Origin of the sequence: Nocardioides sp. GCM10023255 (genome assembly GCF_042653125.1) — a bacterium.
GTDB lineage: Bacteria > Actinomycetota > Actinomycetes > Propionibacteriales > Nocardioidaceae > Nocardioides.
In genome coordinates this window covers 317,804-341,282 of the sequence record NZ_JBHSHU010000003.1, presented here as the reverse complement: position 1 = coordinate 341,282, position 23,479 = coordinate 317,804, and the positions used below count along the sequence as shown (strand labels likewise).

Below are 23,479 nucleotides of genomic sequence, written 5' to 3'. Positions count from 1 at the left end.
CCGCCGCGAGGGCGGGCGTCGAGGAGGTCGGCATGGGCACGGACGACGCGTACGAGTACTCGACCAGGGGCGCCTGGGCGGACGTGGTCGGCACGTTCGCCGGCGTGATGCTGCTGGTCGCGGGCGGCTTCGGGATGATCCAGGGCGCGTCCGCGGTCGCCAACGACGACCTCTACTCCCAGGGCAGCGACTACCTGTACCAGTTCGACATGACGGCGTGGGGGTGGGTGCACCTCGTCCTCGGCGCCATCGGCATCCTGGTCGCCGTCGGGATCCTGATGCGCAAGTCGTGGGCCCTCGTCTCCGGGATGCTGGTGGCCGGCCTCTCGATGCTGACGAACTTCGCGTTCATCCCGCACTACCCGTTCTGGGCCATCACCCTCATCGCCCTCGACGTGCTCGTGGTCTGGGCGCTCAGCACCCAGCTGGGGCACGTGGACTGACGAGCCGCGCCCGGCGCCCCCCGACGGGGTCGCGAGGTCGCCGGATCGCAGACTCCCGGATTGCGTCGAAACCGAGGCACTCACAGCGGCTGACCCGCGGGACCCGGTGCGCGCAGGATGAACGGTGGGGCCACAAGGCCGCAGATCCGGGGACACGCGCGAAGGCGGTGGGCAGATGACGAGCGTCGCAGAGCCCGACACGCAGGCGGACGAGGGTGTCGTGCACATCCTCTGGATGAACGGGGGCCTCAGCTGTGACGGCGACTCGGTCGCCCTCACCGCGGCCACCCAGCCGAGCATCGAGGAGATCGTGCTCGGCGCGCTGCCGGGCCTGCCGAAGATCGCGGTGCACTGGCCGCTGATCGACTTCGAGTGCGGGCCCGAGCAGGGGGCGGACAACTTCATCGAGTGGTGGCACCGGGCCGACCGCGGCGAGCTCGAGCCTTTCGTCCTGGTCGTCGAGGGGTCGATCCCGAACGAGGCGATCAAGGACGAGGGGTACTGGTGCGGGTTCGGCAACAACCCGATGACCGGGCAGCCGATGACCACGTCCGAGTGGCTCGACCGACTGGCTCCGAAGGCCACGGCCGTGATCGCGGTCGGCACCTGCGCGACGTACGGCGGCATCCACGCGATGTCCGGCAACCCGACCGGTGCCATGGGAGTGCCCGACTACCTCGGCTGGGACTGGAAGTCCAAGGCAGGCCTGCCGATCGTCTGCGTGCCGGGCTGCCCGATCCACCCGGACAACCTCTCCGAGACGATCACCTACCTGCTCTACCAGGTCGCGGGCCAGGCCCCGATGATCCCGCTGGACGAGGCCCTGCGGCCGCGGTGGCTCTTCGGGGCGACCGTCCACGAGGGCTGCGACCGGGCCGGCTACTACGAGCAGGGCGACTTCGCCACCGAGTACGGCTCGGAGAAGTGCATCGTCAAGCTCGGCTGCTGGGGACCGGTGGTCAAGTGCAACGTCCCCAAGCGCGGCTGGATCAACGGGGTCGGCGGCTGCCCCAACGTCGGCGGCATCTGCATCGGCTGCACCATGCCCGGCTTCCCCGACAAGTTCATGCCGTTCATGGACGAGCCACCCGGCGCCAAGCTCTCCTCCAAGGGCAGCGCCGTCTACGGGATCGCGGTCAAGCGGCTGCGTGGCCTGACCAAGGCGACCCTCGACAAGGAGCCGCGCTGGCGCACCAAGGGCCGCGAGCTCAAGACCGGCTTCCAGAAGACCTGGTGAGGAGTGCACCGCGATGACCATGACCGAGCCCCGCCGGACCAGCTCGCAGGACACCGACGTCGTCGAGATGTCGTGGGACCCCGTGACCCGCATCGTGGGCAGCCTGGGGATCTACGCCTCGATCGACTTCAAGCAGAAGGAGGTCCGCGAGTGCCACAGCACCTCGTCGATCTTCCGCGGCTACAGCCTCTTCATGCAGGGCAAGGACCCGCGTGATGCCCACTTCATCACCAGCCGGATCTGTGGCATCTGCGGCGACAACCACGCGACCTGCTCGGTCTACAACCAGAACATGGCCTACGGCATCGCGCCGCCGCCCCTGGGGGAGTGGATCATCAACCTCGGCGAGGCCGCGGAGTACATGTTCGACCACAACATCTTCCAGGAGAACCTGGTCGGGGTGGACTACTGCGAGCGGATGGTCAAGGAGACCAACCCCGGCGTGCTGGAGCGGGCTGACACGACCGAGGCCCCGCACGCCGACATCCACGGCTACCGCACCATCGGCGACATCATGCGCGCCCTCAACCCCCTCGAGGGCGAGTTCTACCGCGAGGCGCTGCACGTCAGCCGCTACACCCGCGAGATGTTCTGCCTGATGGAGGGTCGGCACGTGCACCCCTCGACGCTCTACCCGGGCGGCGTGGGCACGACGGCGACCATCCAGCTCTTCACCGACTACCTGACCCGGCTGATGCGTTACGTCGAGTTCATGAAGAAGGTCGTGCCCCTGCACGACGACCTCTTCGACTTCTTCTACGAGGCGCTGCCCGGCTACGAGCACGTGGGGGAGAGGCGGATCCTGCTGGGGTGCTGGGGCAGCCTCAACGACCCGGCGTACTGCGACTTCCGCTACCAGACCATGTCGGACTGGGGGAAGAAGATGTTCGTGACGCCCGGGGTGGTGGTGGACGGCCGACTGGTCACCAACGACCTCGTCGACATCAACCTCGGCATCCGCATCCTGCTCGGCAGCTCCTACTACGAGGACTGGGTGAAGAGCGGGCGCGAGGTCTTCGTCGACAACGACCCGCTCGGCAACCCCGTCGACGTGCGGCACCCGTGGAACCAGCACACGATCCCCAAGCCGGCCAAGCGCGACTTCGACAACCAGTACTCGTGGACCATGTCGCCGCGCTGGTTCGACGGCACCGACCACCTCGCGCTCGACACCGGCGGCGGTCCGCTCGCCCGGCTGTGGTCCACGGCGCTGAGCGGGCTGGTCGACTGCGGCTACGTGAAGGCCACCGGGAACAGCGTGGTCATCAACCTGCCGCGCACCGCGCTCAAGCCCGAGGTCACCTTCGAGTGGAAGGTGCCGAGGTGGAGCAACGCGATCGAGCGCAACCGGGCGCGCACCTACTTCCAGGCGTACGCCGCCGCGCTCGCGCTGCACTTCACCGACATGGCCCTGGCCGAGATCCGCGCCGGCCGCACCGACACCTGGACGTCGTTCGAGGTGCCCGACACCGCCGTGTCGGTGGGCTTCACCGAGGCGGTCCGCGGCGTGCTCAGCCACCACATGGTGATCCGCGACGGCAAGATCGCCAACTACCACCCCTACCCGCCCACGCCGTGGAACGGCAGCGTCCGGGACACCTACGGCACCCCCGGGCCCTACGAGGACGCCGTGCAGAACACGCCGATCTTCGAGGAGAACCCGCCCGACACCTTCAAGGGCATCGACATCATGCGCGCGGTGCGCAGCTTCGACCCGTGCCTGCCGTGCGGCGTGCACATGTACACCGGTGGCGGACGCGTGGTCCAGCAGCTGCACACGCCCACGATGCCGGTCAAGCCGTACTGAGGCCGCACGTGCACGAGCTCGCCCTCACCCAGAGCCTCGTCGACCTGGTCGTGGACCGCACGGTCGGCCGCACGGTCGCCGCGGTCCACCTGCGGGTGGGGGAGCTGTCCGGGGTGGTGCCCGAGGCGATGGAGTTCTGCTTCGAGGTCGTCGCCGCCGGCGGACCTCTCGAGGGCGCCACCCTGGTGGTGGAGCGGACGGTCGGGGACGAGCTGGACCTCTCGCACGTGGAGCTGGTCCGGGAGGCGCCATGTGCCTGACCTGTGGCTGTGGCGCCGACGAGGCGCGGCTCTCCCTCCCCGAGCGGCACGACCACCACCACGAGCACCCGGAGCACGAGCAGCTCGTCCTCGAGGAGCGGCTGCTGGCGAAGAACGACCACCTCGCAGGGCACGTCCGGGCCTTCCTCGCGGCGCGGGGGATCACGGCCGTCAACCTGATGAGCTCGCCGGGCTCGGGCAAGACCTCGCTGCTGGAGCGCACCATCGCCGAGCGCGGCGGCCGGATCCACGTGGTCGAGGGCGACCAGGAGACGGCCTTCGACGCCGACCGCATCATCCGCGCCGGGGCCCGGGCGATCCAGGTCAACACCGGCTCGGGCTGCCACCTCGATGCCGCCATGGTCGACCGCGCCCTGCACGCGCTCGACCCGGACCCCGGCTCGCTGCTCTTCGTCGAGAACGTCGGGAACCTCGTCTGCCCGGCGCTCTTCGACGTCGGCGAGCACGCCCGGGTGGTCGTCATCTCGGTCACCGAGGGCGACGACAAGCCGCTGAAGTACCCCACGATGTTCGCGGCCGCCGACCTCGTCGTGGTCAACAAGACCGACCTCCTGCCGCACGTCGACTTCGACCTGCGCCGGCTGCGCGAGCAGGCCCGCGCCCTCACGAGGGACGTCGTCGTCCTGCCGCTGTCGGTCCGGACGGGGGAGGGCGTCGAGGACTGGTACGGCTGGCTCGACGCGCTCACCGCAGCCACCGGGGAAGCCCACCGCCGTGCAGAAGGAGACCACCGTGGAGCCACTGTCGGTCCGTGAGGTCAGCGAGCGCATCGACGAGCTGCTGGACGAGCTCGGGCAGGGGGCGCCCCCAGCGGTGACCGGGCGCGCGGAGGAGCTGGTGCAGTGCGTGATGGCGCTCTACGGCGAGGGGCTCCGCCGCATCGTGGGGTCCATGCCGGAGACCGCCGTGCGCGACCTGGCCGGCGACGAGGTCGTGGGCAACCTGCTGGTCCTGCACGACCTGCACCCCGACGACGTGGACACCCGGGTCCAGGCGGCGCTCGAGCGGGTCCGGCCCTACCTGGGATCGCACGCAGGTGGCGTGTCGCTGTCGGGTGTGGACGAGCAGGGCGTCGTGCACCTGCGGCTCGAGGGCAGCTGCGACGGGTGCCCGTCGTCCACCCTGACCGTCAGGAGCGCGATCGAGGACGCCATCCTGCTGGCCGCGCCCGACGTGGTCGCCGTGGAGGCGGAGGGCATGGTCGAGGACGGGCCGGCCCTGCTCCAGATCCAGCCGTTCCGGCCCGCCGGTCCCGAGGCCACCGATCGTGGGGAAGGGTGGCAGCACCTCGACCTCGACGTCCCCCCGCGCACCATGGCCGCGCACGACGTCGCCGGGCAGGACGTGGTCGTCGCCAACCTCGACGGCACCCTGGTCGCCTACCTCGACCGCTGCCCGGCTTGCTCGGCTCCGCTGTCCGGCGGCTCGCTCGAGGGCGACCGGCTGTCCTGCCCGGCCGGCCACGCGTACGACGCCCGGCTCGCCGGTCGGGCCGCCGGTGCGCCGGGCGTCGAGCACCTCACGCCGCTGCCGTTGCTCCCCGAGCGCGGTGCGTGGAAGCTGTCGCTCCCGGCGCAGGCACCGGCAGGGATGGTCCAGCGGTGAGCGGGCTCGGTGCCCTGCGGCGGATCAGCGCCCCGAAGCCCGCCCCTCCGGCGCCGGAGGAGGTGTGCGAGCTCTGCACCGTCGGCATCGGGGAGCGGCACGGGCACGTCGCCGACGTGGCCCAGCACCGGTTGCTGTGCGTGTGCCGGCCCTGCTACCTCCTCTTCGCCCCCGACGGTGCCGGCGGCGGTCGCTACCGCGGCGTCGGCGAGCAGGTGCGCCGGGTGAGCGATCTCGCCCTGGACGAGGGTCGGTGGGACGCGCTGCGGATCCCGGTGGACGTCGCGTTCTTCTTCGAGCAGACCGACGCCGAGCAGGTCCTCGCCTTCTACCCGGGGCCGGCCGGCGCCACCGAGTCGCTGCTCGACCTGGCGGCGTGGACCGACGTGGTGGCCGAGAACCCGGTGCTCGGGTCGGTGCAGCCCGACGTCGAGGCGGTCCTGCTGCGCCGGCACGACGGCGGGTTCAGCTGCCACCTCGCGCCCATCGACCTCTGCTACGAGCTGGTCGGCATCGTGCGGCGCTCCTGGACCGGCCTCGGGGGCGGCCCGGAGGTCTGGCGGGAGATCGACGCGTACTTCTCGGTGCTCGACCGGCGCAGCGTCCCGGTGCACAGGGACGGCACCCCGTGACCGGCCCGGGCCCGGGCACCGCGCCGGAGAGCGCACCGAGGCCGGTGGCCGACGTCGACTTCACCTGCACGGACGTCGTCGCGGACCGCTTCGCCGCCGGCCCCACGGTGGTGCTCCGGATGCGTGCCGAGGAGCGGTCCGGCGTGCGGGTGCACGCGCTCGCGCTGCGCTGCCAGGTCCGCATCGAGCCGCTGCGCCGGCACTACAACGACCGCGAGGCGGCCCGCGTCGTCGACCTGTTCGGCGAACGGCCCCGCTGGGGAGCCACCATGCAGCCGCTGCAGCTGGCCTTCCTCTCCCACGTCCTGCCCGGGTTCACCGGTGAGTGCGCGTTTGACCTCGCCCTGCCGGTCAGCTACGACGTCGACGTCGCGGCCCACAAGCTGCTCGCCGGGCTCGACGAGGGCGCGGCCCCCTTGCTGCTGCTCTTCAGCGGCCAGGTCTTCACCGGGCGGCCCGGGTCGATCGCCGTCGAACCGGTGCCGTGGCACAAGGAGACGACGGCACGACTGCCGGTCGCGGTCTGGCGCGAGGCGATGGACGCCCACTTCCCCGACCAGGCCTGGCTGCGCGTCTCGCGGGACACGCACGACCGGCTCTCGGCGTACCGGGGCCGACACGGCCTGCTCGGCTGGGACGACGTGCTCGGCCGGCTGCTCGACGAGGACCGGACGTGACCGCCCCCGGGTCGGCTCTCGAGTCCGCACGGGCGGTGGCCGACGCCGTGCTGTTCGAGGGGTACGTGCTCTACCCCTACCGGGCGTCCTCGTCGAAGAACCAGGTGCGGTGGCAGTGGGGCGTGCTGATGCCCGCGGACGCCGTGGCCGCCGACCCCTCGGAGCGTGCCACCTGCTGCACCGGTGTCGTGCTCGACGGGCGGGACCCGACGCTGCGGCTGACGGTCCGGTTCCTGCAGGTCCAGCGGCGGTACGTCGAGGGACCGGACGGCGAGCGGGTCGAACGGCTCGAGGCGGGAGACGTGGCGTACGTGCCCTGGGACGAGGCACGGGAGACGGAGGCGACGCTCGAGGTGCCCCTGCCCGACGGCCTCACCACGACGCTCGACGTGCCCGGCGGCACCACCACCGAGGAGCTCCCCGCAGGAGTGGGACGCCTGGTGCGGGTCCGCGAGCCGCTGCGCGTCCGGGTCGAGGTGACGGCCGAGCGTCCGTCCTCGCCGTACCCCGTGACCCTCGTGACCGCCCGGGTCACCAACGCCACCGGTCCACCGAGGGTCGCCGAGTCCCGGCGGCCGGCGTGGCTGCGTCGCGCGCTGGTCGCCTGCCACCTGCTGCTCGAGACCGCGGACGCGTCGTTCGTCTCCCTGCTCGACCCGCCGGAGTGGGCGTCGGGCTTCGTGGGGGCCTGCGTCAACGAGGGCGTCTTCCCGGTGCTCGCCGGCCCGCCGGGCCAGGGGCGCGTCGTGCTGAGCTCGCCCATCATCCTCTACGACCACCCGGAGCTGGCGCCGCAGAGCGAGAGCTCGTTCTTCGACGCCCTCGAGATCGACGAGCTGCTGAGCCTGCGCACCATGACGCTGTCGGAGGCCGAGAGGCGCGAGGTGCGTGGCACCGACCCGCGGGTCGCGGCGCTGCTGCGCGAGGTCGACGACATGCCGCCCGAGCTGTGGGAGCGGCTGCACGGGACGGTGCGCTACGTGGACGCCATGACCGGGTCCGCCACGCCGTCCCCGGACGAGCTGGTGCCCTGGTGGGACCCGGGGGCGGACCGCTCGGTCGACCCCGGGACCGGCGCGGTCCGGATCGGCTCGGTCGACGTACGCCGCGGCAGCCGCGTGCTGCTGCGGCCGGGCGCGCGGGGTGCCGACGTGCACGACCTGTTCCTGGCCGGTCGCTCGGCCACGGTCGCCGCGGTGCTCCACGACGTCGACGGCAAGCAGCACCTCGCGGTCACCGTCGACGACGACCCGGGAGCCGACCTGAAGCTGGCGCACGGGAGGTTCCTCTACTTCGCTCCCGACGAGGTCGAGCCGCTGGAGGTCCGATGACGCGCGTGCTGGTCGCCTGTGTCGGCAACATCTTCCTCGGTGACGACGGCTTCGGGACTGAGGTCGCGGCCGCCCTGAGGAGCCGGGTCCTGCCCGGCGGCGAGCCGCTCGACGAGGTCCGCGTCGAGGACTTCGGGATCCGCTCGGTGCACCTGGTCTACGAGCTGCTGACCGGGTACGACGTGCTGGTCCTCGTCGACACCGTGGCGCACCAGGACGGCCCGTCCGGGACCCTCTACGTCATCGAGCCCGACCTCCCGCCCCGCGGGACCGGGGCGGACCCGCCGCCCGAGGTGATGCTGGACCCGCACGACCTGTCGCCGGGCGGGGTGATGACGCTGGTGCCCACCCTGGGCGGATCGGTGGACCGGATCGTCGTCGTGGGCTGCCAGCCGGGGTCGCTGGAGGAGGGCATCGGCCTCACCGACGAGGTGCGGAACGCCGTGGAGCCCGCGGCGGACCTCGTCTGCCGGGTGCTCGAGGCGGAGATGAGGAGGAAGTCGTGAAGAAGCTGTTCTGGCTGCTGGTCCTGGGTGGTGCGGCCGCGGCCGTCGTCGTGTCGATGCCCGACATCAAGCGCTACCTCGACATCCGGCGGATGTAGGGCCAGCCCGACGGGTGACGACGTCAGGCGAGGGGGCCCAGGATCGGCGGCAGGCCGTTCGGTGCCGGCTGTGCGGGAGCGGCCCGGGTGGGTGACGGCGCGGTCGGAGCTGGAGCGCCCCGGCGCCGCCCGGGCCAGTGCTCGAAGTCCGGCTCCCAGCTGGTCGGGTCGGCGGTCAGGCCCACCAGGTAGGTCAGCGAGCACTCGAGGGCGCGCGCGATCTCCGGGAGCTTGCCGACGTCGAGACCGGCGCCGTGCTCGAGGCTGGACAGCGCCTTGTTGGTCGTGACGACCCCGATCCGGCGCAGCCTGCTGACCACCTCCTTCTGCGTCAGGCCCAGCTCCCGCCGACGCAGCCGCAGCCGCTCGCTGACCACCAGGTGCCGGTGGGCACCCAGCTCGTCGTAGGAGGTGAGCCTGCGGCCCAGCTCAGTCGTCATCGCCACCACCGCCCATGTCGGCGAGCGGATGCACGGTGTACCTCGCGAAGTTGAACACCGGCGCCACCGCCAGCAGCCGCTCGAACTCCTCGTGCGAGTCGACGTCGTAGATCCAGGCGCCGCCGTGCGCGCCGACGACGTGGTAGCGCATCAGGACCTTCCCCTGCTGCTCGAGCTGCGCGCCGTACTCCGGCATCCGCGCGATGGAGCGCACCATCGCGTCCGAGAGCAGGGTCTGCTCGAGCTGCCACAGGACCAGGAACTTCATCTCAGCAGATCCGTGGCAGCTGCTCGCCGATCGGCAGGTCCACGACCCGCTCGGCCCCGAAGCCCGTCCGTGCCGAGACCATGCCCGGGTGGCTCTCGACGCACTCGCCGATGACCGCGGCACCGGCGCCCGCCGGGTGGGCGCGCATCGCCGCCAGCACCTCCTCGGCCCGGTCCTGCGGCACGAAGGCGAGCAGCTTCCCCTCGTTGGCCACCTGCAGCGGGTCCAGCCCCAGGAAGGCGCAGGCGTTGGCGACCACCTCGGGCACGGGCAGGCTGCGCTCGTCGAGAGAGATGCCGACCCCCGACGAGCGGGCGATCTCGTTGAGCGAGGTGGCCACCCCGCCACGGGTCGGGTCGCGGAGCACGTGCAGGTCCGTGGTGACCGCCAGCATCGTCGCGACCAGGTCGCCGAGCGGCTGGCTGTCGCTGCACACCTCGGTCCCGAACTCGATCCCCTCGCGGACGCTCATGATCGCGATGCCGTGGACACCGATGTCGCCGCTGACGATCACGACGTCGCCCGGCCGGGCCCGGTCGGGGCGGATGTCGACACCCTCGGGGACGACACCGATCCCGGCGGTGTTGATGTAGATCCCGTCGCCGTGGCCGGACTCGACCACCTTGGTGTCGCCGGTGACCACGCGGACACCTGCACGGGCGGCGGCCGCGCCCATCCGCTGGGCGACCGCGCCCACCCGGCTGACGTCCGTGCCCTCCTCGAGGATGAACGCCGCCGACACGAAGAGCGCCTGCGCGCCGCTCATGGCGAGGTCGTTGACGGTGCCGTTGACGGCCAGGTCGCCGATGCAGCCCCCGGGGAAGAAGAGCGGGCGCACCACGAACGAGTCGGTCGAGAACGCGATCCGGCCGCCGAGCACCTCGAGCACCGCGGAGTCGCCGAGCTGCTGGAGCGAGGCGTCGGCGAAGCTCGGCAGGAAGACGTGCTCGACCAGCTCCCCGGACATCGCCCCCCCGCCTCCGTGGCCCATCACGATGGTCGGGCTGTCGCGCAGCGGCAGCGGGCAGGTCCAGCCCTCGATGGTCAGCTCAGCCAACGGAGCTCACCTCCCGCGGGTCCGCACCGGTTCCGGTGCCCCCCGGCACCTGCAGCCGCCGGTAGAGGTAGTACGCCGCGCAGGCGCCCTCGCTGGACACCATCGTGGCTCCCAGCGGGTTGCGCGGCGTGCACAGCGTGCCGAACGCCGAGCACTCGTGGGGCTTGATCAACCCCTGCAGCACCTCGCCGCTGCGGCACACCGACGACTCCTGCGTGTGGATGTCGCCCACCCGGAAGCGCTCCTCGGCGTCGTACTCGCGGTAGCGCTCCGACAGCCGCCAGCCGCTCTGCGGGATCATCCCGATGCCGCGCCAGGAACGGTCGACGACCTCGAAGACGTCCTCGAGCATCCGGATCGCGACCGGGTTCCCCTCGGAGGCCACGACGCGGGGGTAGGCGTTCTCCACCTCGTGCCGCCCCTCCTCGAGCTGGTGCACGGTGCGCCGGATCCCCTCGAGGATGTCGAGGGGTTCGAACCCCGTCACGACGATGGGTACGCCGAACCGCTCGGCGAGCGGGGGGTACTCGCCGGTCCCCATGACCGTGCACACGTGGCCGGCGGCGAGGAAGGCCTGCACCCGGCACACGGGTGAGGTCATGATCGCCTCGATCGCCGGTGGCACGCGGACGTGGCTGACCAGGAGGCTGAAGTTCCCGATCCCCAGCTTCTTCGCCTGGTAGACCGTCATCGCGTTCGGCGGCGCGGTCGTCTCGAAGCCGATGCCGAAGAAGACGACCTGTCGGTCGGGGTTCTCGCGGGCGATGTGCAGGGCGTCGAGCGGGGAGTAGACGACGCGGACGTCGCCACCGGCGCTCTTGACCCGGAACAGGTCCCGGTCGCTGCCGGGGACCCGCAGCATGTCGCCGAACGAGCAGAAGATGACGTCGGGCCGGGCCGCGATCTCCAGCGCCTTGTCGATCACCTCCAAGGGGGTGACGCAGACCGGGCAGCCCGGCCCGTGGATGAGCTCGATGCCGTCGGGCAGCAGCTGGTCCAGCCCGTGCCGGATGATCGAGTGGGTCTGGCCTCCGCAGACCTCCATCATGGCCCAGGGCCGCGTGACGGTCGCCCGGATGTCGTCCAGCAGCCGGCCGGCCAGCGCCGGGTCCTGGAACTCGTCGAGGTACTTCACGACAGCCCTCCTTCGCCGCCCCTGTCGAGGTCCGGACGGGGCAGTCCTGCCTGCTCGGCCGCTCGCCCCCAGTGGTCCCCGAACTCCGCGTCCAGCTCGCCCATCTGCCGGAAGACCTCCAACGTCTCCAGCGCCGACTGCTCGTCGAGCCGCTGCAGCGCGAACCCGACGTGCACGATCGTGTACTCGCCCACCTGGAGGTCCGGCACGTACTCCAGGCAGACCTCCTTGGTGACCCCGCCGAAGTCGACCTGCGCGATCCTCGTGCCGTCGCGCTCGGTGATCTCCAGGACCTGGCCCGGCACCGCTAGGCACATGGCGTCTCCTCCTCCGGCGGCTCTCCTCGCCGCCCCTTGCTCGACATGGATGGGTCGGACGGTCGTCCGCGGTGCGCGAGCACCGCGACCTGCCCCAGCGCGAGGCCCGCGTCGCTGGCCGGGACACGTCGGTGCCGCAGCACCTCGAAGCCCTCCGTCGCGAGCGCGCGGGCGCACCCCCCGGTGAGGGTGGCGTTGAGGAAGACCCCGCCGCTGAGCGTCGCCCGGGTCAGCCCGGTCTCGTCACGCAGCCGGGTGAGCACGGCGACCACCAGGTCGACCACGCCCTGCTGGAACCGGGCGGCGACCACGCTGGCCGGGACCCTGGCGAGCACGTCGGCCGCGGCGGCGGTGACGACGGGGGCGGCGTCGATCCGGTGCCCGTCGGGGCCGGTCCCGACCAGCCCGAACTGGTAGCCGGGGGAACCGCTCGCCCCCCGCGCGACCGCCTCGAGCTCCATCGCGGCCTGGGCGTCGTACCCGACCCGGTGCCGGATGCCGGCGATCGAGGCGACGGCGTCGAAGAGCCTCCCCATGCTCGAGGTCGGCACGCACCGCAGGCCCGTGGTCAGCTGCCGGTCCAGGAGCGCGAGCTCGTCGTCGCCGCAGACCCGGACGGAGGGGAGCCGGTCGTCCCAGTCGAGGCCGGCGCTGCGCAGGTGGGACAGGGCCATCCGGCACGGGTTGCGGACACCGGCGTCGCCGCCGGGGAGGGGCACGTAGGAGAGGTGGGCGGCGCGTGCGGACGATGTGTAGTCGGCCACCAGGAACTCGCCGCCCCACGCCGCACCGTCGTCGCCGTACCCGGTGCCGTCGAAGGCGACGCCGAGCACCCGCACACCCGGGGGGACACCGTGCTCCGCCATCGTCGAGGCGACGTGCGCGTGGTGGTGCTGCACCTCGAGCACCGGCCGGCCGTCGGCGTGCCTCGCCGCCCACTGCCGCGACCGGTACGCCGGGTGCCGGTCGACCGCCAGCGCGACCGGAACCACCCCGGTGATCGTGCCGAGGTGGCTGACCGCCCGGTCGAAGGAGTCGAGGGTGGAGATGTCGTCCATGTCGCCGACGTGGCCCGAGAGCCAGGCGAGCCGGCCCTCGGCGAGGCAAAAGGTGTTCTTCAGGTCACCGCCCACGGCCAGCGTGGCCGGCGCGTCGAAGGGCAGGTCGAGGGGGAGCGGGGCGTGCCCGCGCGAGCGCCGGACCGGTGACTCCTCGCCGTCGACGACGCGGCTGACGGAGTCGTCGCACGGCACGTGGATCGGGCGGTCGTGGCCGAGCCAGGCGTCCGCGACGGCCGCCAGCCGGGTCCGGGCCTCCTCGTCGCCGGTCACGATGGGCTCGCCGGACAGGTTGCCGCTGGTCATCACCAGCGCCACCGGCCCGCCCGGGTCCCCGGGCAGGCCCAGCAGCAGGTGGTGCAGGGGCGTGGCCGGCAGCATCACCCCGAGGTCGGCGCTGCCGGGGGCGACGGCATCGGCCACCGGCGCGCCGGAGCGGCGGCCGGCGAGCACGACGGGTCGCGCCCGGCTGGCGAGCAGGGCGCGCTCCGCGTCGTCGAGGTGGACCAGCCGCTCGGCGTCCTCGAGGGTGCGCACCAGGAGCGCGAACGCCTTGTCGCCACGCTGCTTGCGCTTGCGGAGGGTGGAGGTGGCCTGCTCGCTGGTGGCGTCGCACACCAGGTGGTAGCCGCCGACGCCCTTGACGGCGACCACGGCTCCGTCGGCGATGAGACGTCGGGCCTCCGCCAGCGCTGCCTCGTCGTACGTCGTGCCCCTCCCGGGACGGGTGAGGAAGAGTCGGGGTCCGCAGTCGGGGCAGCACACCGTCTGGGCGTGGAAGCGACGGTCGGCCGGGTCGGCGTACTCCCTCGCGCAGGCCGTGCAGAGCGGGAAGCCGGCCATCGTCGTGGTGGGGCGGTCGTAGGGGAGCCCGGTGGTGATGGTGAAGCGTGGCCCGCAGCTGGTGCACGTCACGAAGGGGTGCCGGTGGCGGCGGTTCCCGGCATCGAGCAGGTCGTCGAGGCAGTCGTCGCAGATGGTGACGTCGGGGGAGACGAAGGTGCGCCCTGCGGTGGTCTCGGAGTCCCTGATCGTGAAGGACGTGCCGCCGAGCGGCGGCAGCTCGTCGACCTCGACCCCGGTGACCAGCGCCAACGGGGGCGCCTCCCGCGCCACCCGCTCGCAGAAGGCGCTCACGTCCGGGCCGGCCCCCTCGACCTCGACGACCACCCCGTCCGCGGTGTTCCACACCGCGCCGGCCAGGTCGAGGGAGCGGGCGAGCGCGTAGACGTGCGGCCGGAACCCCACTCCCTGCACGACCCCGCGCACGCTCACGCGCCGCCGCCGGCGTGGCGTGCGTCCGGTCGTTCCCGTCATCGGCTCGTCGCATCCTGTGCGCGCGGCTGTCGGGTGGTCCGGTGGGCGGGAACCCTCCCCGTTCGGGTCCGCCGGGCCGACGAGGCAGTCGTTGCTGAGTGGTCGGCTTCCGTGCTCTGGTTGTCCCGAAATCTACGACTCCCGGACTCCGGATGCCAGAGGTCCGGGCAGGGCCTACCCGACTCTGAGGACGCCAGGGGGCCGGACATGATGGGGTCCATGACCGATGTGGAGGTCGCCGTCGTCGGCGGCGGACAGGCCGGCCTCGCGACCGCCTTCCACCTGCGCCGGGCCGGCCTGGTCCCCGGGCAGGACTTCGTCGTCATCGACGCCGCCGCGCAGCCCGGGGGCGCCTGGTCCCGCATGTGGGAGGGTCTCCGGCTCTTCTCGCCGTCGTCGTACTCCTCGCTGCCGGGCTGGATGATGCCGGCCTGGGACGACGCCGAGCGCGGCTTCCCGCCGCGCGCCCACGTCGTCGACTACCTCACCCGCTACGAGGAGCGGTACGGGCTGTCGGTGCTGCGCCCGCACCGGGTGGCGCGGGTCGTGCGCGCGGACGACGACCCCGAGGGGCGGCTCCTCGTCGACGCCGGCGGTCTGGCGGTGTCCGCCCGGGCGGTGGTCTCGGCGACCGGCACGTGGGAGCAGCCGTTCTGGCCGGTCTACCCGGGCATGGACGTCTTCGCGGGTCGCCAGCTGCACGTGGCGGACTACCGCCGGCCGGAGGACCTCGCCGGGCAGCGGGTCGTGGTCGTCGGCGGCGGCAACTCGGCGGCGCAGGTCCTGGCGGAGGTCTCGACCGTCGCCGAGACGCTCTGGGTCGCCCAGCGGCCACCGCGGTTCCTGCCCGACGACGTCGACGGCCGCGCCCTGTTCGCGGCCGCCACGGCGCGCATCCAGGCGCTGCGCGAGGGCCGCGAGCACCCGGGCGTCGGCGGGCTGGGCGACATCGTCATGGTCGCCTCCGTGCGCGACGCCCGGGAGCGTGGCGTGCTCGAGGCGGTGCCGATGTTCTCGCGGCTCACCCGCACCGGTGTGGCCTGGCCCGACGGCAGGGAGTGCCCGGCCGACGTGGTCATCTGGTGCACGGGCTTCCGGCCGGCGCTGCGCCACCTCGCCCCGCTCCGGCTCCGCCACGACGGTGGCCGCGTCGCGGTCGGTGGGCCCGCCGGCACCCAGGCCGTGGACGAGCCGCGCCTGTTCCTCGTGGGGTACGGCGACTGGACCGGCCCGGCCTCGGCGACCCTGATCGGGGTCGGTCGCTCCGCGCGGGACACGGCGGGTGTCGTCGTCGATCGGCTGGCCGATGCGTGAGCAGGGTCGCCAGGGTCCACCTCTCCTCTGCCGAAAGCGGGGTCGCCGATCCTGCCCGACCGCGCCGGGAGGGTTCTGGCCGATCACGGAGGACTACGTCGGCCACCTGGTCGCGGAGCTGCCCGAGACCCTGCCGTTCATGGCGCGCGACGCGCTCGGCGTCACCGCCGCGGGCACCCGCTTCGACACCGTCATCGAGGGGCGCCGTTCCTACGAGCTGGGGCTGGCGGCCGGCATCACCAACGCCTACCCGCACCTGCGTCACCTGGTCTGCCCGACGACGCTGACCAGCAGCCCCGACCCTTCGGTCGAGCTCGTCAGCGGCGACCCGGTGGACGCCGTGCGGGACCTCAGGTCCCAGCAGGGGTCGGGGATCTGGCTCGTCGGCGGAGGGGGCCTCGCCGACCACACCGTCCTGCCCGGCGGTGCCTGCTTCCTCACCTGCACGCGGGCTGCCACCGAGCGCTGAGCCCGGGCCCGACGGTCGTCGGGGCTACCTTGGTGGCCTGCAGGGGAGGCGGAGATGAGCGAGCAGGGATGGCGGGCGTTCCTCGCCGCGGAAGGCCTCGACGACTGGGTCGTGCTGCACGGCGGCGCGACGGTGGTCTTCCGCGTCCCGTCGTTCGGCGACGCGGCACGGCTCGCGGCGGCGGTCGCGCGGGTCCCGGGCCTCGAGGGCTCGGGGGCTCTGATGACGATCGCGCAGGATCGCCTCACCGTGCGGCTGACCCGCGGCGTCTTCCGGCTGGAGCAGCGGCACGTCGACCTGGCCCGCGACGTCTCTGCGGTCGCGCGAGGTCATGGTGCCGTCGCGGACCGCGCGAGTGCCCAGGAGGTCTCGCTCGCGGTGGCGGCCAGGCCGGACGACGTGGACGTCGGCTTCTGGCGCGCCGCCCTCGGGTACGCGCCGCTGGCCGAGGACAACGCCGTCGACCCGCTCGGTCACGGGTCCACGGTCTGGCTGCAGGACCTGGACGAGACCAAGGCCTTGCGGCACGCGATGCACGTCGACGTGTCCGTCTCCCGGGACCACGTCGACGAGCGCGTGCAGGCGGCGCTCGCCGCGGGTGGACGGGTCGTGGACGAGTCCGGTGCCCCGGGGCACTGGATCCTCAGCGACCGCGCCGGCAACCGGGTGTGCATCTGCGCCTGGCCCGACGGCGCGGCGTGGCCCGGCTGAGTGGTGCCCAGCTCAGGCGGCCCGCAGGAGCAGCGGCCGGTGGGTGGGGTGGTCTCGATGGTGTGCCGGGACCCGGGGTGCGGCCTGGCGGTCCGGCCGTGAGCCTGCTTCGCGTGGTTGCCGGCCTGGTGGTTCAGGGACCCCGAGCACTCAGGGGCGATCACTCAGGTGCTCAGGTCGGGCGGCTGCGGCCTCGAGCACGGTGGTGATCTCGGCGCCGATCAGCTCGTGGCGGCTCACCAGCGCATCCCGCAGGGCCGCGACCAGGTGCCTGTTCTCGGTCAGCAGGTCGTGAACATGCTGCTTCTGCTCGTGCAGCAGACGTTCCACGGCCGCCCGACCCTGGGGGTCACCGAGGACCCGCCCGACGATGTTGGTGTCCGACAGGGCCGCGCCCTGGACCGCCTGGAAGGAGACCAGGCTGTCCTCCATGCCGCACACCCCGACCATCTGTGCCGCCACCGTGGTGGCGGTGACCAGGTCGCCGCCGGGACCGGTCGAGACGTCAGACACGAACAGCTCTTCGGCGACCATGCCACCCAGTGCGATCCGGATCAGGTTGAGCATCTCGGTCCGTGACCGGGTGAAGACCTCGTCCCGGTCGCCGTGCGCCAGCAGCCCCAGCGCGTCACGGCGCTTGATGATGGTGAGGACCTCCAGGCGTCGCTCGGGTGCGACCAGCCAGGCCGTGGTGGCGTGCCCGGCCTCGTGGGTGGCGATCAGGGTCCGCTCCTGGTCGGTGTACTGCACCGGCTGGCCGAGACCGATCTCCTCGGTCAGCCGGGCGCGTTCGATGTCCCGGATGGTCATCGCGCGGGCCCCGCGCCGCAGCGCGTTGACCAGAGCCTCGTCGAACAGGTGCTCGATCATGACGGGGGTGTAGGCCTGGGTCAGGGCGGCCAGGTGTTCCCGGACGTCGTCGTCGTCCAGCTCGGGTACGTGTGCCTTGCGGGCCAGGAAGTGGTCGACGAGCTCGCGGCGGGCCACCCGCCCGGGTGGGTCGAAGGTCAGCCGGCGGTCGAAGCGGCCCGGACGGAGCAGTGCCGGGTCGAGGTTGTCGGCCCGGTTCGTCGCCGCGATGACCAGCACGTTCGTCGGCGTGGGCAGGGGCCGGGGCAGCTGTCGGTGGGCCGGCAGCAGCGCGTTGAGCTGCTCGGCCAGCCAGGCGTGGATCCGCTGGGGACCGCTCGGCTCGTCGAACGACTGCATCTGGACGAGGAGCTCGTTGACCACGCCGCCGGTGCCCTCGCTGATGGTCGAACGGTTGGTCGCTGCGGTCCGGTTGACGGTGAGCGCTGTGGACGGCGCGTTCCAGCCGCATGAGGTGTGTCCGAGGAGGGACGAGCCGAACGGCAGCCGAGGACTGGCGTGACTCGGAGCGGGCACGGCGGCCATGCCTCCACGGGTCATCGCGATGGCGTCGATCTCCTCGATGAAGCCGATGGCACCGCCGTCGCGTCGGGCGGCCTTGCGCAGCGCGCGGAAGTAGGAGCGGATCTTGCGTGCTGTAGCGCCGTAGTACATCGACTGGAACGAGGTCGCGGACACGAAGAGGAACGGGACGCCGGCCTCGCGGGCCATCGCCTTGGCCATGTGTGTCTTCCCGGTTCCTGGCAGCCCTTCGAAGAGCAGTCCTCGCCGCGGCGTTCCTCCCATCTCCTCGGTGAAGGCGCGATAGGCGAGGAACAGGTTGAGGGAGCGGACGACGTCCTCCTTGACGGCGTCGACCCCCTTGACGTCGTCAAGGGTGACCTCGATCTGTTCCGGCCTGAACATGATGTGGGGCGAGCGGCCTGCACCGATCGTCGCGCCCAGCAGGACGCCCACCATCGTGAGCAGGAGCAACGAGGCCATGACCAGGAACGGGTCGAACGTCGGGAGCCGCCACGAGCGGATGTCCATCGGGTCGCCACGGAGCAGGCGCCACCACAGCCACGCCATCAGCAGGGTCAGGACGAGCGCGAGTCGGCGGAGCGCGATCTGCCTGCGCCGCTCGCGGGCAACGCCCACGTCGGCGTCGGATGCCACCAGGCGCCCTACCCCCGCATCCGCCAGCAGTGATCGTCCGTGCTCGAGGCTCTTCGTCACCCGTCCACCTCCGCCAGCCACGCCTTCGGCCCTCTGGTGACGCCGTCGTCGACGTCGCCGACATCGTCGACGAGCGAGGGAAGCCGCGGCCGGCAACCGCGCGCTCAGTCCCCAACTCAGATGACCACTCGGTCCCCACGGCGGTCGCTCTCGCGCCTGGACTCGTCGGCTGACAGAACCGACCCTCCGCGCCACCGCAGCGGATGGGCGCGATGCCCGGCGCGGAGGCGATTGTCGTCATTCGACGAACACCGAGTGAGCGCGGCTGCGCATCGCTAGTCTGTGCTGCGCCACGGCGCGGAGATGCTGAGGTCCTGACCTAGATGAGGCCGAGGAGGGGCACGTGCTCGAGCAGCCGGAGCCCACCCGCGTGGTGCGCACCTTGGTGGTGCCTCGCCTGGTCGACACCGATCAGGCCGGGCTCCGTGACCTCACTGCGGCCCGGGATGCAGTCATCTCCTCGGCTCTCCAGGCGCGTGATGGCTGAGCGCCGTGCGGCGGACGTCGGAGGTGCGGACGACGAGCACGCACGGGAACGCCGTCCGTGGCGGGTCCCCGCACTCATCGGTGCCGTCGGGATGGTGTTGACCTGTTCGTCTGCCTGGGCGGCGTTCCGGGTGGACCGCAACACCGAGCAGCGGCTCCTGGAGATGCAGACCAGACAGGTCGGTGCGGTGCTCTCGGGCACCATCGACGGGATCCAGGCCCCGCTGAGGACGGCACTGACGGTGCAGTCGGTTGCCGGGGCCGCGGATCCGAAGGCATTCGAGAAGGCGATGGCTGCCTCGGTCGGACCCGACAAGGTGTTCGTGTCCGCCTCCATCTGGCAGCGACGGGCTGGTCGACTGGTCCAGATCGCCTCCGTCGGCTCACCTGCCGCGGCCGGGCCCGATGATGCGACCGCGCAGGCCTACCTGCGCGCCGCCTTTCACGAGCCGACCTCCACCGTGAAAGCGGTGAACGTCGGCACCCGACGACGCATCGCCTACGCACTGGCCGACCCCGACTCCGCGTACGTCGTCCACGCCGAACGCGCCATCCCCGTCAACCGTCGCTCGCCGGTCGACAGCAACCCCGCGTTCGCTGACCTGCACTACGCGATCTACCTCGGCCCGCAGACCAGGCTCGCGGCGATGACGACGACCAACGTCGCCCCATCGACCCTGCCGTTGGAGGGCCGGACCGCCACCACTGTCGTGCCCTTCGGCGACAACGTCCTCACCGTGGTCACCTCACCGCGGCACGGCCTCGGTTCCTCGCTGAGCCAGCGCCTCCCGGTCCTGCTCCTGATCGGCGGGACGCTCCTCACCGTGGTTGCCGCCTTCACCGCCCAACAGCTCGTCCGACGCCGCCAGAGGGCCGAGAACGACGCAGCGACAGTCTCCGGTCTCTACGACCAGGTCGAGGCGCTGTACGGCCAGCAGCGAGAGCTCTCCGAGCGTCTCCAACGCGCCCTCCTGCCGCCGGCGCTCCCCGACATCCCCCAGCTCGAGGTCGCGGTCGACTACATCGCGGGCACCCGCGGAGTCGACATCGGCGGTGACTGGTACGGCCTCATCGACCTCGACCAGAGCCACTTCGCGTTCATCGTCGGAGATGTCTCCGGGAGAGGTGTCGACGCAGTCGCGGTGATGGCAGCGGCCCGCTTCACGCTGCGGGCCTACCTGCTCAGGGGCGACACCGCCGCCACCGCCCTGGGCGAGTGCTCACGCCAGTTCGACAGCTCCGCAGACGGCCACATCGCCACCGCCATCGTCGGCATCGGCAACTGGCGTACCGGCGAAGTGACCGTCGCCAACGCCGGGCACTTCCCGCCCCTGCTCCTCACCGCTGACAGCACCCAGTACGTCGATGTCGCCACCGGGCCGCCTCTGGGCACCGGAGTCACTGACTACCCATCCACCACCTTCACCATGCCCCCGGGGTCGACGTTGACGTGCTTCACCGACGGCCTCATCGAACGCCGCACCGAAGACATCGACACCGGGATGCGCCGGCTCGCCGACACCGTCGCCGAGTCGACGCACCTTCCCGTTGCCGACCTCGTCACCCACGCCGTGAGGACACTCCGGTCCGAGGACGCCGAGGACGACATCGCCGTCCTCGCACTGCGACGAGCCACGGCCGGCTGAGGTCGGCCCGTCGATGCAGCCACCCCTCAAGGACGGGCGGCCCGGGGACGATACACACCCCAGACCGCCAACCCACCTCCCATGCGCGTTCGTGCACCGCGCGAAGGACCCTCAGTGTCGCAGCTCCACGAATCCCTCCCCGGGGAAGCCCCCGGGCACGGGGGCGAGCCCACCGTCCGCAGGCGCAGCAGCACCCGACGGCGGAGGGCCGCGACGCTGTCGCTCGCGTCCGTGGTGGTGGCCGCCGGGGTCGGTGCCGTGCTCTACGTCCACGCTGCGCAGGCCCCCGACCGGGAGCAGCTCGACCGGATCCAGGAGGACATCGACTACGTCACCCGCGCCGCCGCGGGCCACACCCTGTACACGCCGGAGCCGTGGGTGACGGACCTGACGACCTATCCCGGGTTCACGACCACGGCGCCCGAGGGCGGGGTCACGTCGTCCGGGTACCTCGACGGGAAGTGGCTGATCGTCTCGCAGTTCGACGCCGATGCCCTCACCGCCGCCGACAAGGACGTGTCGGCCACCCCGCAGACACTGTGCAAGCCGACCGGGCCGTCGGGCACGGACTCGTCCTTCAAGGCGCTGAGCGGGGACAGGGTGAGGATCCGCACCGTGTGCCTCGACGTTCCCGGCCACCCGGCGCGGGTGCGGGTGGTCGTCTACCTGGACGACGGCGACGCCATGGCGGACCTGGCCACGACCCTGCCCGAGGACGGCCGGGTCCTCAACGCCGGGCACTACGAGAAGGATCCTGCTGCTGTCGGGGAGCTCGTCGCGGACCCGACCGACTGGGCGGGCGAGGTCCTGGACAGCCTGTCGGTGCTCGACCCCAGCCAGTACGCAGCCGAGGACATCTACTCAGCCGAGGAGGCCGCCGGACGGTTCGACTGACGCACCCGGCTTGCCGGCGTCCGCGTAGGAGCGCACCACCGAGACGTTCAGCGGGAAGTCGACGGGCAGGTCCCGGAACAGCAGCGCGCCCGCGCTCGCAGCCGCCTCGCGGGCCTGCTCGGCGACGTCGTCGGCGAGCTCGGCGGGGGTGTGCACGACGACCTCGTCGTGCAGGAAGAAGACCAGGTGCGGCCCGGACGTGAGCGGGCCGGCGTCCCGCATCCGCCACAGCCGGTTGCGCAGGTCGGCGATCCAGCAGAGCGCCCACTCGGCGCCGGTGCCCTGCACCACGAAGTTGCGGGTGAACCGGCCGTACGCGCGCCGTCGACGGTCGAGCAGCGCCTGGGTGTCGGGGCTCGGCTGGGGGCTCTCGGGGTCGTGGTCCCACGCCTCGGCCAGGCTGGGGGACCCACGGCCCAGCAACGTGCGCACCACCTGACCGCGCTCGCCGGCGCGGGCGGCGTGCTCGACGAGGCCGAACGCGCGCGGGTAGCGCCGGGTCAGGTCGGCCACCATCCGACCGCTCTGCCCGCTGGTGGCGCCGTACATGGCTCCGAGCAGGCCGAGCTTGGCCTCGCTGCGGCTCGCGACGGCACCGTCGTCGACCATGCCCTGGTAGAGGTCGGTGCCGCGGGCCGACCTCGCCAGCGCGGGGTCGGCGCTCATGCCGGCCAGCACCCGGGGCTCCAGCTGCGCGACGTCGGCCACGACGAGCGCCCAGCCGTCGTCGGCCACGGCCGCCGGGCGGACCTGGGCAGGGAACGACAGGGCGCCGCCGCCGTTCGACGACCAGCGGCCGGTCGCCGAGCCGGCGGGCTGGTACGACGGCCGGAACCGGCCGTCGCTGACCCACTGGTCGATCCAGGCCCAGCCGTTGGTGGAGAACAGGTGGGCGAGCTGCTTGTAGCGCAGCAGCGGCGCGATGGCCGGGTGGTCGAGCGTGCGCAGGGTCCAGGCGCGGGTGTCGGTCACCTCGAGCCCCGCCCGACGCAACGCTGCCAGCAGCTCGGGCCGGGAGTCGGGGTTGAGGCCCGGCGCACCGAGCGCGGCGCGTACCTCGTCGGCCAGCGCCTCGAGCTTGACCGGCCGGACGCCGCGGGGCGGCCGCGGCCCGAGCTGGTCGGTCAGCAGCCGTTCGTGGACGTCGACCCGCCAGGGCACGCCGGCGTACGTCATCTCGGCGGCGACGAGGGCGCCGGCGGACTCGGCCGCGAGCAGCAGCCCGAGCCGTGCCGGCTCCTGCGACGCGGCCACCGCGGACAGCTGCCGGGCGTCCTCGAGGTCGGCGCGCAGGTGCTCGCTCACGTCGTCGACGGCGAACAGCGTCGGGTCCGACGGGGTGCTGGGCCCCAGCGTGTCCCAGTGCTCCGACTGCTCCCCGGCGAGCAGCGAGACGTCCACCGCCGGCGCGCGCAGGAGCAGCTGGTGGCCCAGGCGCAGGTCGTGGCAGCGCTCGACCCGCACCCCGGCGGCGAGCAGGGGTGGGTACCAGCGGGCGGTGTCGTCCCACACCCAGCGCGCTCCGCCCTGCTCGTCCGCCTCGCGGGCGCGCACGAACGTCGGCAGGTCGGCCGTCGCGACCTCGCGCTCGACCTCGCCGTCGACGACCAGGACTCGCTCACCGGGGAGTCGTGAGAGCGAGACACGTGCCACGGGGGACAC

The 23,479-nt window shown here is 72.4% G+C and carries 25 protein-coding genes; 17 read left to right on the top strand and 8 right to left on the bottom strand.

Features of this window, described 5'->3' with window-relative positions; translation table 11 throughout:
* The first annotated feature begins 32 nt into the window (after positions 1-32).
* The 11 genes from ACFO9I_RS05450 (at position 33) to ACFO9I_RS05400 (ending at position 8,617) form a co-directional block, all read left to right on the top strand.
* Complete coding sequence (locus ACFO9I_RS05450) at positions 33-443, top strand: DUF7144 family membrane protein (RefSeq protein WP_379178589.1); 411 nt, start codon at positions 33-35, stop codon at positions 441-443.
* A 175-nt stretch (positions 444-618) separates the two neighbouring features.
* Positions 619-1,680 (top strand): hypothetical protein, encoded by a 1,062-nt coding sequence (locus ACFO9I_RS05445; protein WP_379178587.1) that lies wholly within the window; start codon positions 619-621, stop codon positions 1,678-1,680.
* 13 nt (positions 1,681-1,693) lie between these two features.
* Positions 1,694-3,487 (top strand): nickel-dependent hydrogenase large subunit, encoded by a 1,794-nt coding sequence (locus ACFO9I_RS05440; RefSeq protein WP_379178585.1) that lies wholly within the window; start codon positions 1,694-1,696, stop codon positions 3,485-3,487.
* Positions 3,488-3,495: 8 nt separating this feature from the next.
* Positions 3,496-3,747, top strand: coding sequence for a hydrogenase maturation nickel metallochaperone HypA (locus ACFO9I_RS05435; RefSeq protein ID WP_379178583.1), 252 nt, complete (start codon positions 3,496-3,498; stop codon positions 3,745-3,747).
* A complete protein-coding gene (gene hypB, locus ACFO9I_RS05430) occupies positions 3,738-4,523 on the top strand; it encodes a hydrogenase nickel incorporation protein HypB (RefSeq protein ID WP_379178581.1) in 786 nt (261 codons plus the stop codon). The genes ACFO9I_RS05435 and hypB overlap by 10 nt, the downstream gene beginning before the upstream one ends.
* Positions 4,501-5,373 (top strand): NifU family protein, encoded by an 873-nt coding sequence (locus ACFO9I_RS05425; RefSeq protein WP_379178579.1) that lies wholly within the window; start codon positions 4,501-4,503, stop codon positions 5,371-5,373. Before hypB ends, ACFO9I_RS05425 begins: the two co-directional genes overlap by 23 nt.
* On the top strand, positions 5,370-6,005 hold the full coding sequence (locus tag ACFO9I_RS05420) for a DUF5947 family protein (RefSeq protein WP_379178577.1): 636 nt from the start codon (positions 5,370-5,372) through the stop codon (positions 6,003-6,005). Before ACFO9I_RS05425 ends, ACFO9I_RS05420 begins: the two co-directional genes overlap by 4 nt.
* Complete coding sequence (locus ACFO9I_RS05415) at positions 6,002-6,682, top strand: DUF6084 family protein (RefSeq protein WP_379178575.1); 681 nt, start codon at positions 6,002-6,004, stop codon at positions 6,680-6,682. The genes ACFO9I_RS05420 and ACFO9I_RS05415 overlap by 4 nt, the downstream gene beginning before the upstream one ends.
* On the top strand, positions 6,679-8,013 hold the full coding sequence (locus ACFO9I_RS05410) for a hypothetical protein (protein ID WP_379178573.1): 1,335 nt from the start codon (positions 6,679-6,681) through the stop codon (positions 8,011-8,013). Before ACFO9I_RS05415 ends, ACFO9I_RS05410 begins: the two co-directional genes overlap by 4 nt.
* On the top strand, positions 8,010-8,519 hold the full coding sequence (locus ACFO9I_RS05405; protein WP_379178571.1) for a hydrogenase maturation protease: 510 nt from the start codon (positions 8,010-8,012) through the stop codon (positions 8,517-8,519). Before ACFO9I_RS05410 ends, ACFO9I_RS05405 begins: the two co-directional genes overlap by 4 nt.
* Positions 8,516-8,617 carry a DUF6893 family small protein gene (locus ACFO9I_RS05400; protein WP_379178569.1) on the top strand — a complete coding sequence of 34 codons (102 nt, stop codon included), beginning with the start codon at positions 8,516-8,518 and terminating at the stop codon, positions 8,615-8,617. The genes ACFO9I_RS05405 and ACFO9I_RS05400 overlap by 4 nt, the downstream gene beginning before the upstream one ends.
* Positions 8,618-8,640: 23 nt before the next feature.
* Here the strand turns inward: ACFO9I_RS05400 and ACFO9I_RS05395 are convergent, their stop codons facing one another.
* The 6 genes from ACFO9I_RS05395 to hypF are packed head-to-tail and all read right to left on the bottom strand — an operon-like array spanning position 8,641 to position 14,209.
* The gene (locus ACFO9I_RS05395) at positions 8,641-9,057 is read right to left on the bottom strand and encodes a hypothetical protein (protein WP_379178567.1); all 417 of its coding nucleotides are present in this window, start codon (positions 9,055-9,057) and stop codon (positions 8,641-8,643) included.
* Positions 9,047-9,325, bottom strand: coding sequence for a muconolactone Delta-isomerase family protein (locus ACFO9I_RS05390; RefSeq protein WP_379178565.1), 279 nt, complete (start codon positions 9,323-9,325; stop codon positions 9,047-9,049). The genes ACFO9I_RS05395 and ACFO9I_RS05390 overlap by 11 nt, the downstream gene beginning before the upstream one ends.
* Position 9,326: 1 nt before the next feature.
* Complete coding sequence (gene hypE, locus ACFO9I_RS05385) at positions 9,327-10,382, bottom strand: hydrogenase expression/formation protein HypE (protein WP_379178563.1); 1,056 nt, start codon at positions 10,380-10,382, stop codon at positions 9,327-9,329.
* Entirely contained in the window at positions 10,375-11,517 is a 1,143-nt protein-coding gene (gene hypD, locus ACFO9I_RS05380; RefSeq protein ID WP_379178561.1) for a hydrogenase formation protein HypD, read from the bottom strand. Before hypD ends, hypE begins: the two co-directional genes overlap by 8 nt.
* Positions 11,514-11,834: a HypC/HybG/HupF family hydrogenase formation chaperone gene (locus ACFO9I_RS05375; protein ID WP_379178559.1), complete on the bottom strand. Its 321-nt coding sequence runs from the start codon at positions 11,832-11,834 to the stop codon at positions 11,514-11,516. Before ACFO9I_RS05375 ends, hypD begins: the two co-directional genes overlap by 4 nt.
* A complete protein-coding gene (gene hypF, locus ACFO9I_RS05370) occupies positions 11,825-14,209 on the bottom strand; it encodes a carbamoyltransferase HypF (RefSeq protein WP_379178557.1) in 2,385 nt (794 codons plus the stop codon). The genes ACFO9I_RS05375 and hypF overlap by 10 nt, the downstream gene beginning before the upstream one ends.
* A 219-nt stretch (positions 14,210-14,428) precedes the next feature.
* Here hypF and ACFO9I_RS05365 point away from each other — a divergent pair, with 219 nt between their 5' ends.
* The 3 genes from ACFO9I_RS05365 to ACFO9I_RS05355 are packed head-to-tail and all read left to right on the top strand — an operon-like array spanning position 14,429 to position 16,703.
* Positions 14,429-15,523, top strand: coding sequence for an ArsO family NAD(P)H-dependent flavin-containing monooxygenase (locus tag ACFO9I_RS05365; protein ID WP_379178555.1), 1,095 nt, complete (start codon positions 14,429-14,431; stop codon positions 15,521-15,523).
* Entirely contained in the window at positions 15,516-15,992 is a 477-nt protein-coding gene (locus ACFO9I_RS05360) for a dihydrofolate reductase family protein (protein WP_379178554.1), read from the top strand. The genes ACFO9I_RS05365 and ACFO9I_RS05360 overlap by 8 nt, the downstream gene beginning before the upstream one ends.
* A gap of 54 nt (positions 15,993-16,046) precedes the next feature.
* Positions 16,047-16,703, top strand: coding sequence for a VOC family protein (locus tag ACFO9I_RS05355; RefSeq protein ID WP_379178552.1), 657 nt, complete (start codon positions 16,047-16,049; stop codon positions 16,701-16,703).
* A gap of 150 nt (positions 16,704-16,853) precedes the next feature.
* Here ACFO9I_RS05355 and ACFO9I_RS05350 read toward each other — a convergent pair whose 3' ends face one another.
* On the bottom strand, positions 16,854-18,731 hold the full coding sequence (locus tag ACFO9I_RS05350; protein ID WP_379178550.1) for an AAA family ATPase: 1,878 nt from the start codon (positions 18,729-18,731) through the stop codon (positions 16,854-16,856).
* Between the two features lie 403 nt (positions 18,732-19,134).
* Here ACFO9I_RS05350 and ACFO9I_RS05345 point away from each other — a divergent pair, with 403 nt between their 5' ends.
* The 3 genes from ACFO9I_RS05345 (at position 19,135) to ACFO9I_RS05335 (ending at position 21,817) form a co-directional block, all read left to right on the top strand.
* Positions 19,135-19,278, top strand: a complete 144-nt coding sequence (locus ACFO9I_RS05345) for a hypothetical protein (protein WP_379178549.1) — start codon at positions 19,135-19,137, stop codon at positions 19,276-19,278.
* 97 nt (positions 19,279-19,375) lie between these two features.
* Positions 19,376-20,923, top strand: a complete 1,548-nt coding sequence (locus ACFO9I_RS05340) for a PP2C family protein-serine/threonine phosphatase (protein WP_379178547.1) — start codon at positions 19,376-19,378, stop codon at positions 20,921-20,923.
* 231 nt (positions 20,924-21,154) lie between these two features.
* The gene (locus ACFO9I_RS05335; RefSeq protein WP_379178545.1) at positions 21,155-21,817 is read left to right on the top strand and encodes a hypothetical protein; all 663 of its coding nucleotides are present in this window, start codon (positions 21,155-21,157) and stop codon (positions 21,815-21,817) included.
* Here the strand turns inward: ACFO9I_RS05335 and ACFO9I_RS05330 are convergent.
* On the bottom strand, positions 21,785-23,470 hold the full coding sequence (locus ACFO9I_RS05330) for a bifunctional 3'-5' exonuclease/DNA polymerase (RefSeq protein WP_379178543.1): 1,686 nt from the start codon (positions 23,468-23,470) through the stop codon (positions 21,785-21,787). The two genes, ACFO9I_RS05335 and ACFO9I_RS05330, sit on opposite strands and share 33 nt — an antisense overlap.
* Positions 23,471-23,479: the final 9 nt, after the last annotated feature.

Coding starts and splice junctions, on each gene's coding strand:
- ACFO9I_RS05450 (WP_379178589.1), top strand. CDS start 33: ATGGGCACGGACGACGCGTACGAGTACTCGACCAGGGGCGCCTGGGCG.
- ACFO9I_RS05445 (WP_379178587.1), top strand. CDS start 619: ATGACGAGCGTCGCAGAGCCCGACACGCAGGCGGACGAGGGTGTCGTG.
- ACFO9I_RS05440 (WP_379178585.1), top strand. CDS start 1,694: ATGACCATGACCGAGCCCCGCCGGACCAGCTCGCAGGACACCGACGTC.
- hypB (WP_379178581.1), top strand. CDS start 3,738: ATGTGCCTGACCTGTGGCTGTGGCGCCGACGAGGCGCGGCTCTCCCTC.
- ACFO9I_RS05405 (WP_379178571.1), top strand. CDS start 8,010: ATGACGCGCGTGCTGGTCGCCTGTGTCGGCAACATCTTCCTCGGTGAC.
- ACFO9I_RS05395 (WP_379178567.1), bottom strand. CDS start 9,057: ATGACGACTGAGCTGGGCCGCAGGCTCACCTCCTACGACGAGCTGGGT.
- ACFO9I_RS05390 (WP_379178565.1), bottom strand. CDS start 9,325: ATGAAGTTCCTGGTCCTGTGGCAGCTCGAGCAGACCCTGCTCTCGGAC.
- ACFO9I_RS05375 (WP_379178559.1), bottom strand. CDS start 11,834: ATGTGCCTAGCGGTGCCGGGCCAGGTCCTGGAGATCACCGAGCGCGAC.
- hypF (WP_379178557.1), bottom strand. CDS start 14,209: ATGACGGGAACGACCGGACGCACGCCACGCCGGCGGCGGCGCGTGAGC.
- ACFO9I_RS05365 (WP_379178555.1), top strand. CDS start 14,429: ATGACCGATGTGGAGGTCGCCGTCGTCGGCGGCGGACAGGCCGGCCTC.
- ACFO9I_RS05360 (WP_379178554.1), top strand. CDS start 15,516: ATGCGTGAGCAGGGTCGCCAGGGTCCACCTCTCCTCTGCCGAAAGCGG.
- ACFO9I_RS05355 (WP_379178552.1), top strand. CDS start 16,047: ATGAGCGAGCAGGGATGGCGGGCGTTCCTCGCCGCGGAAGGCCTCGAC.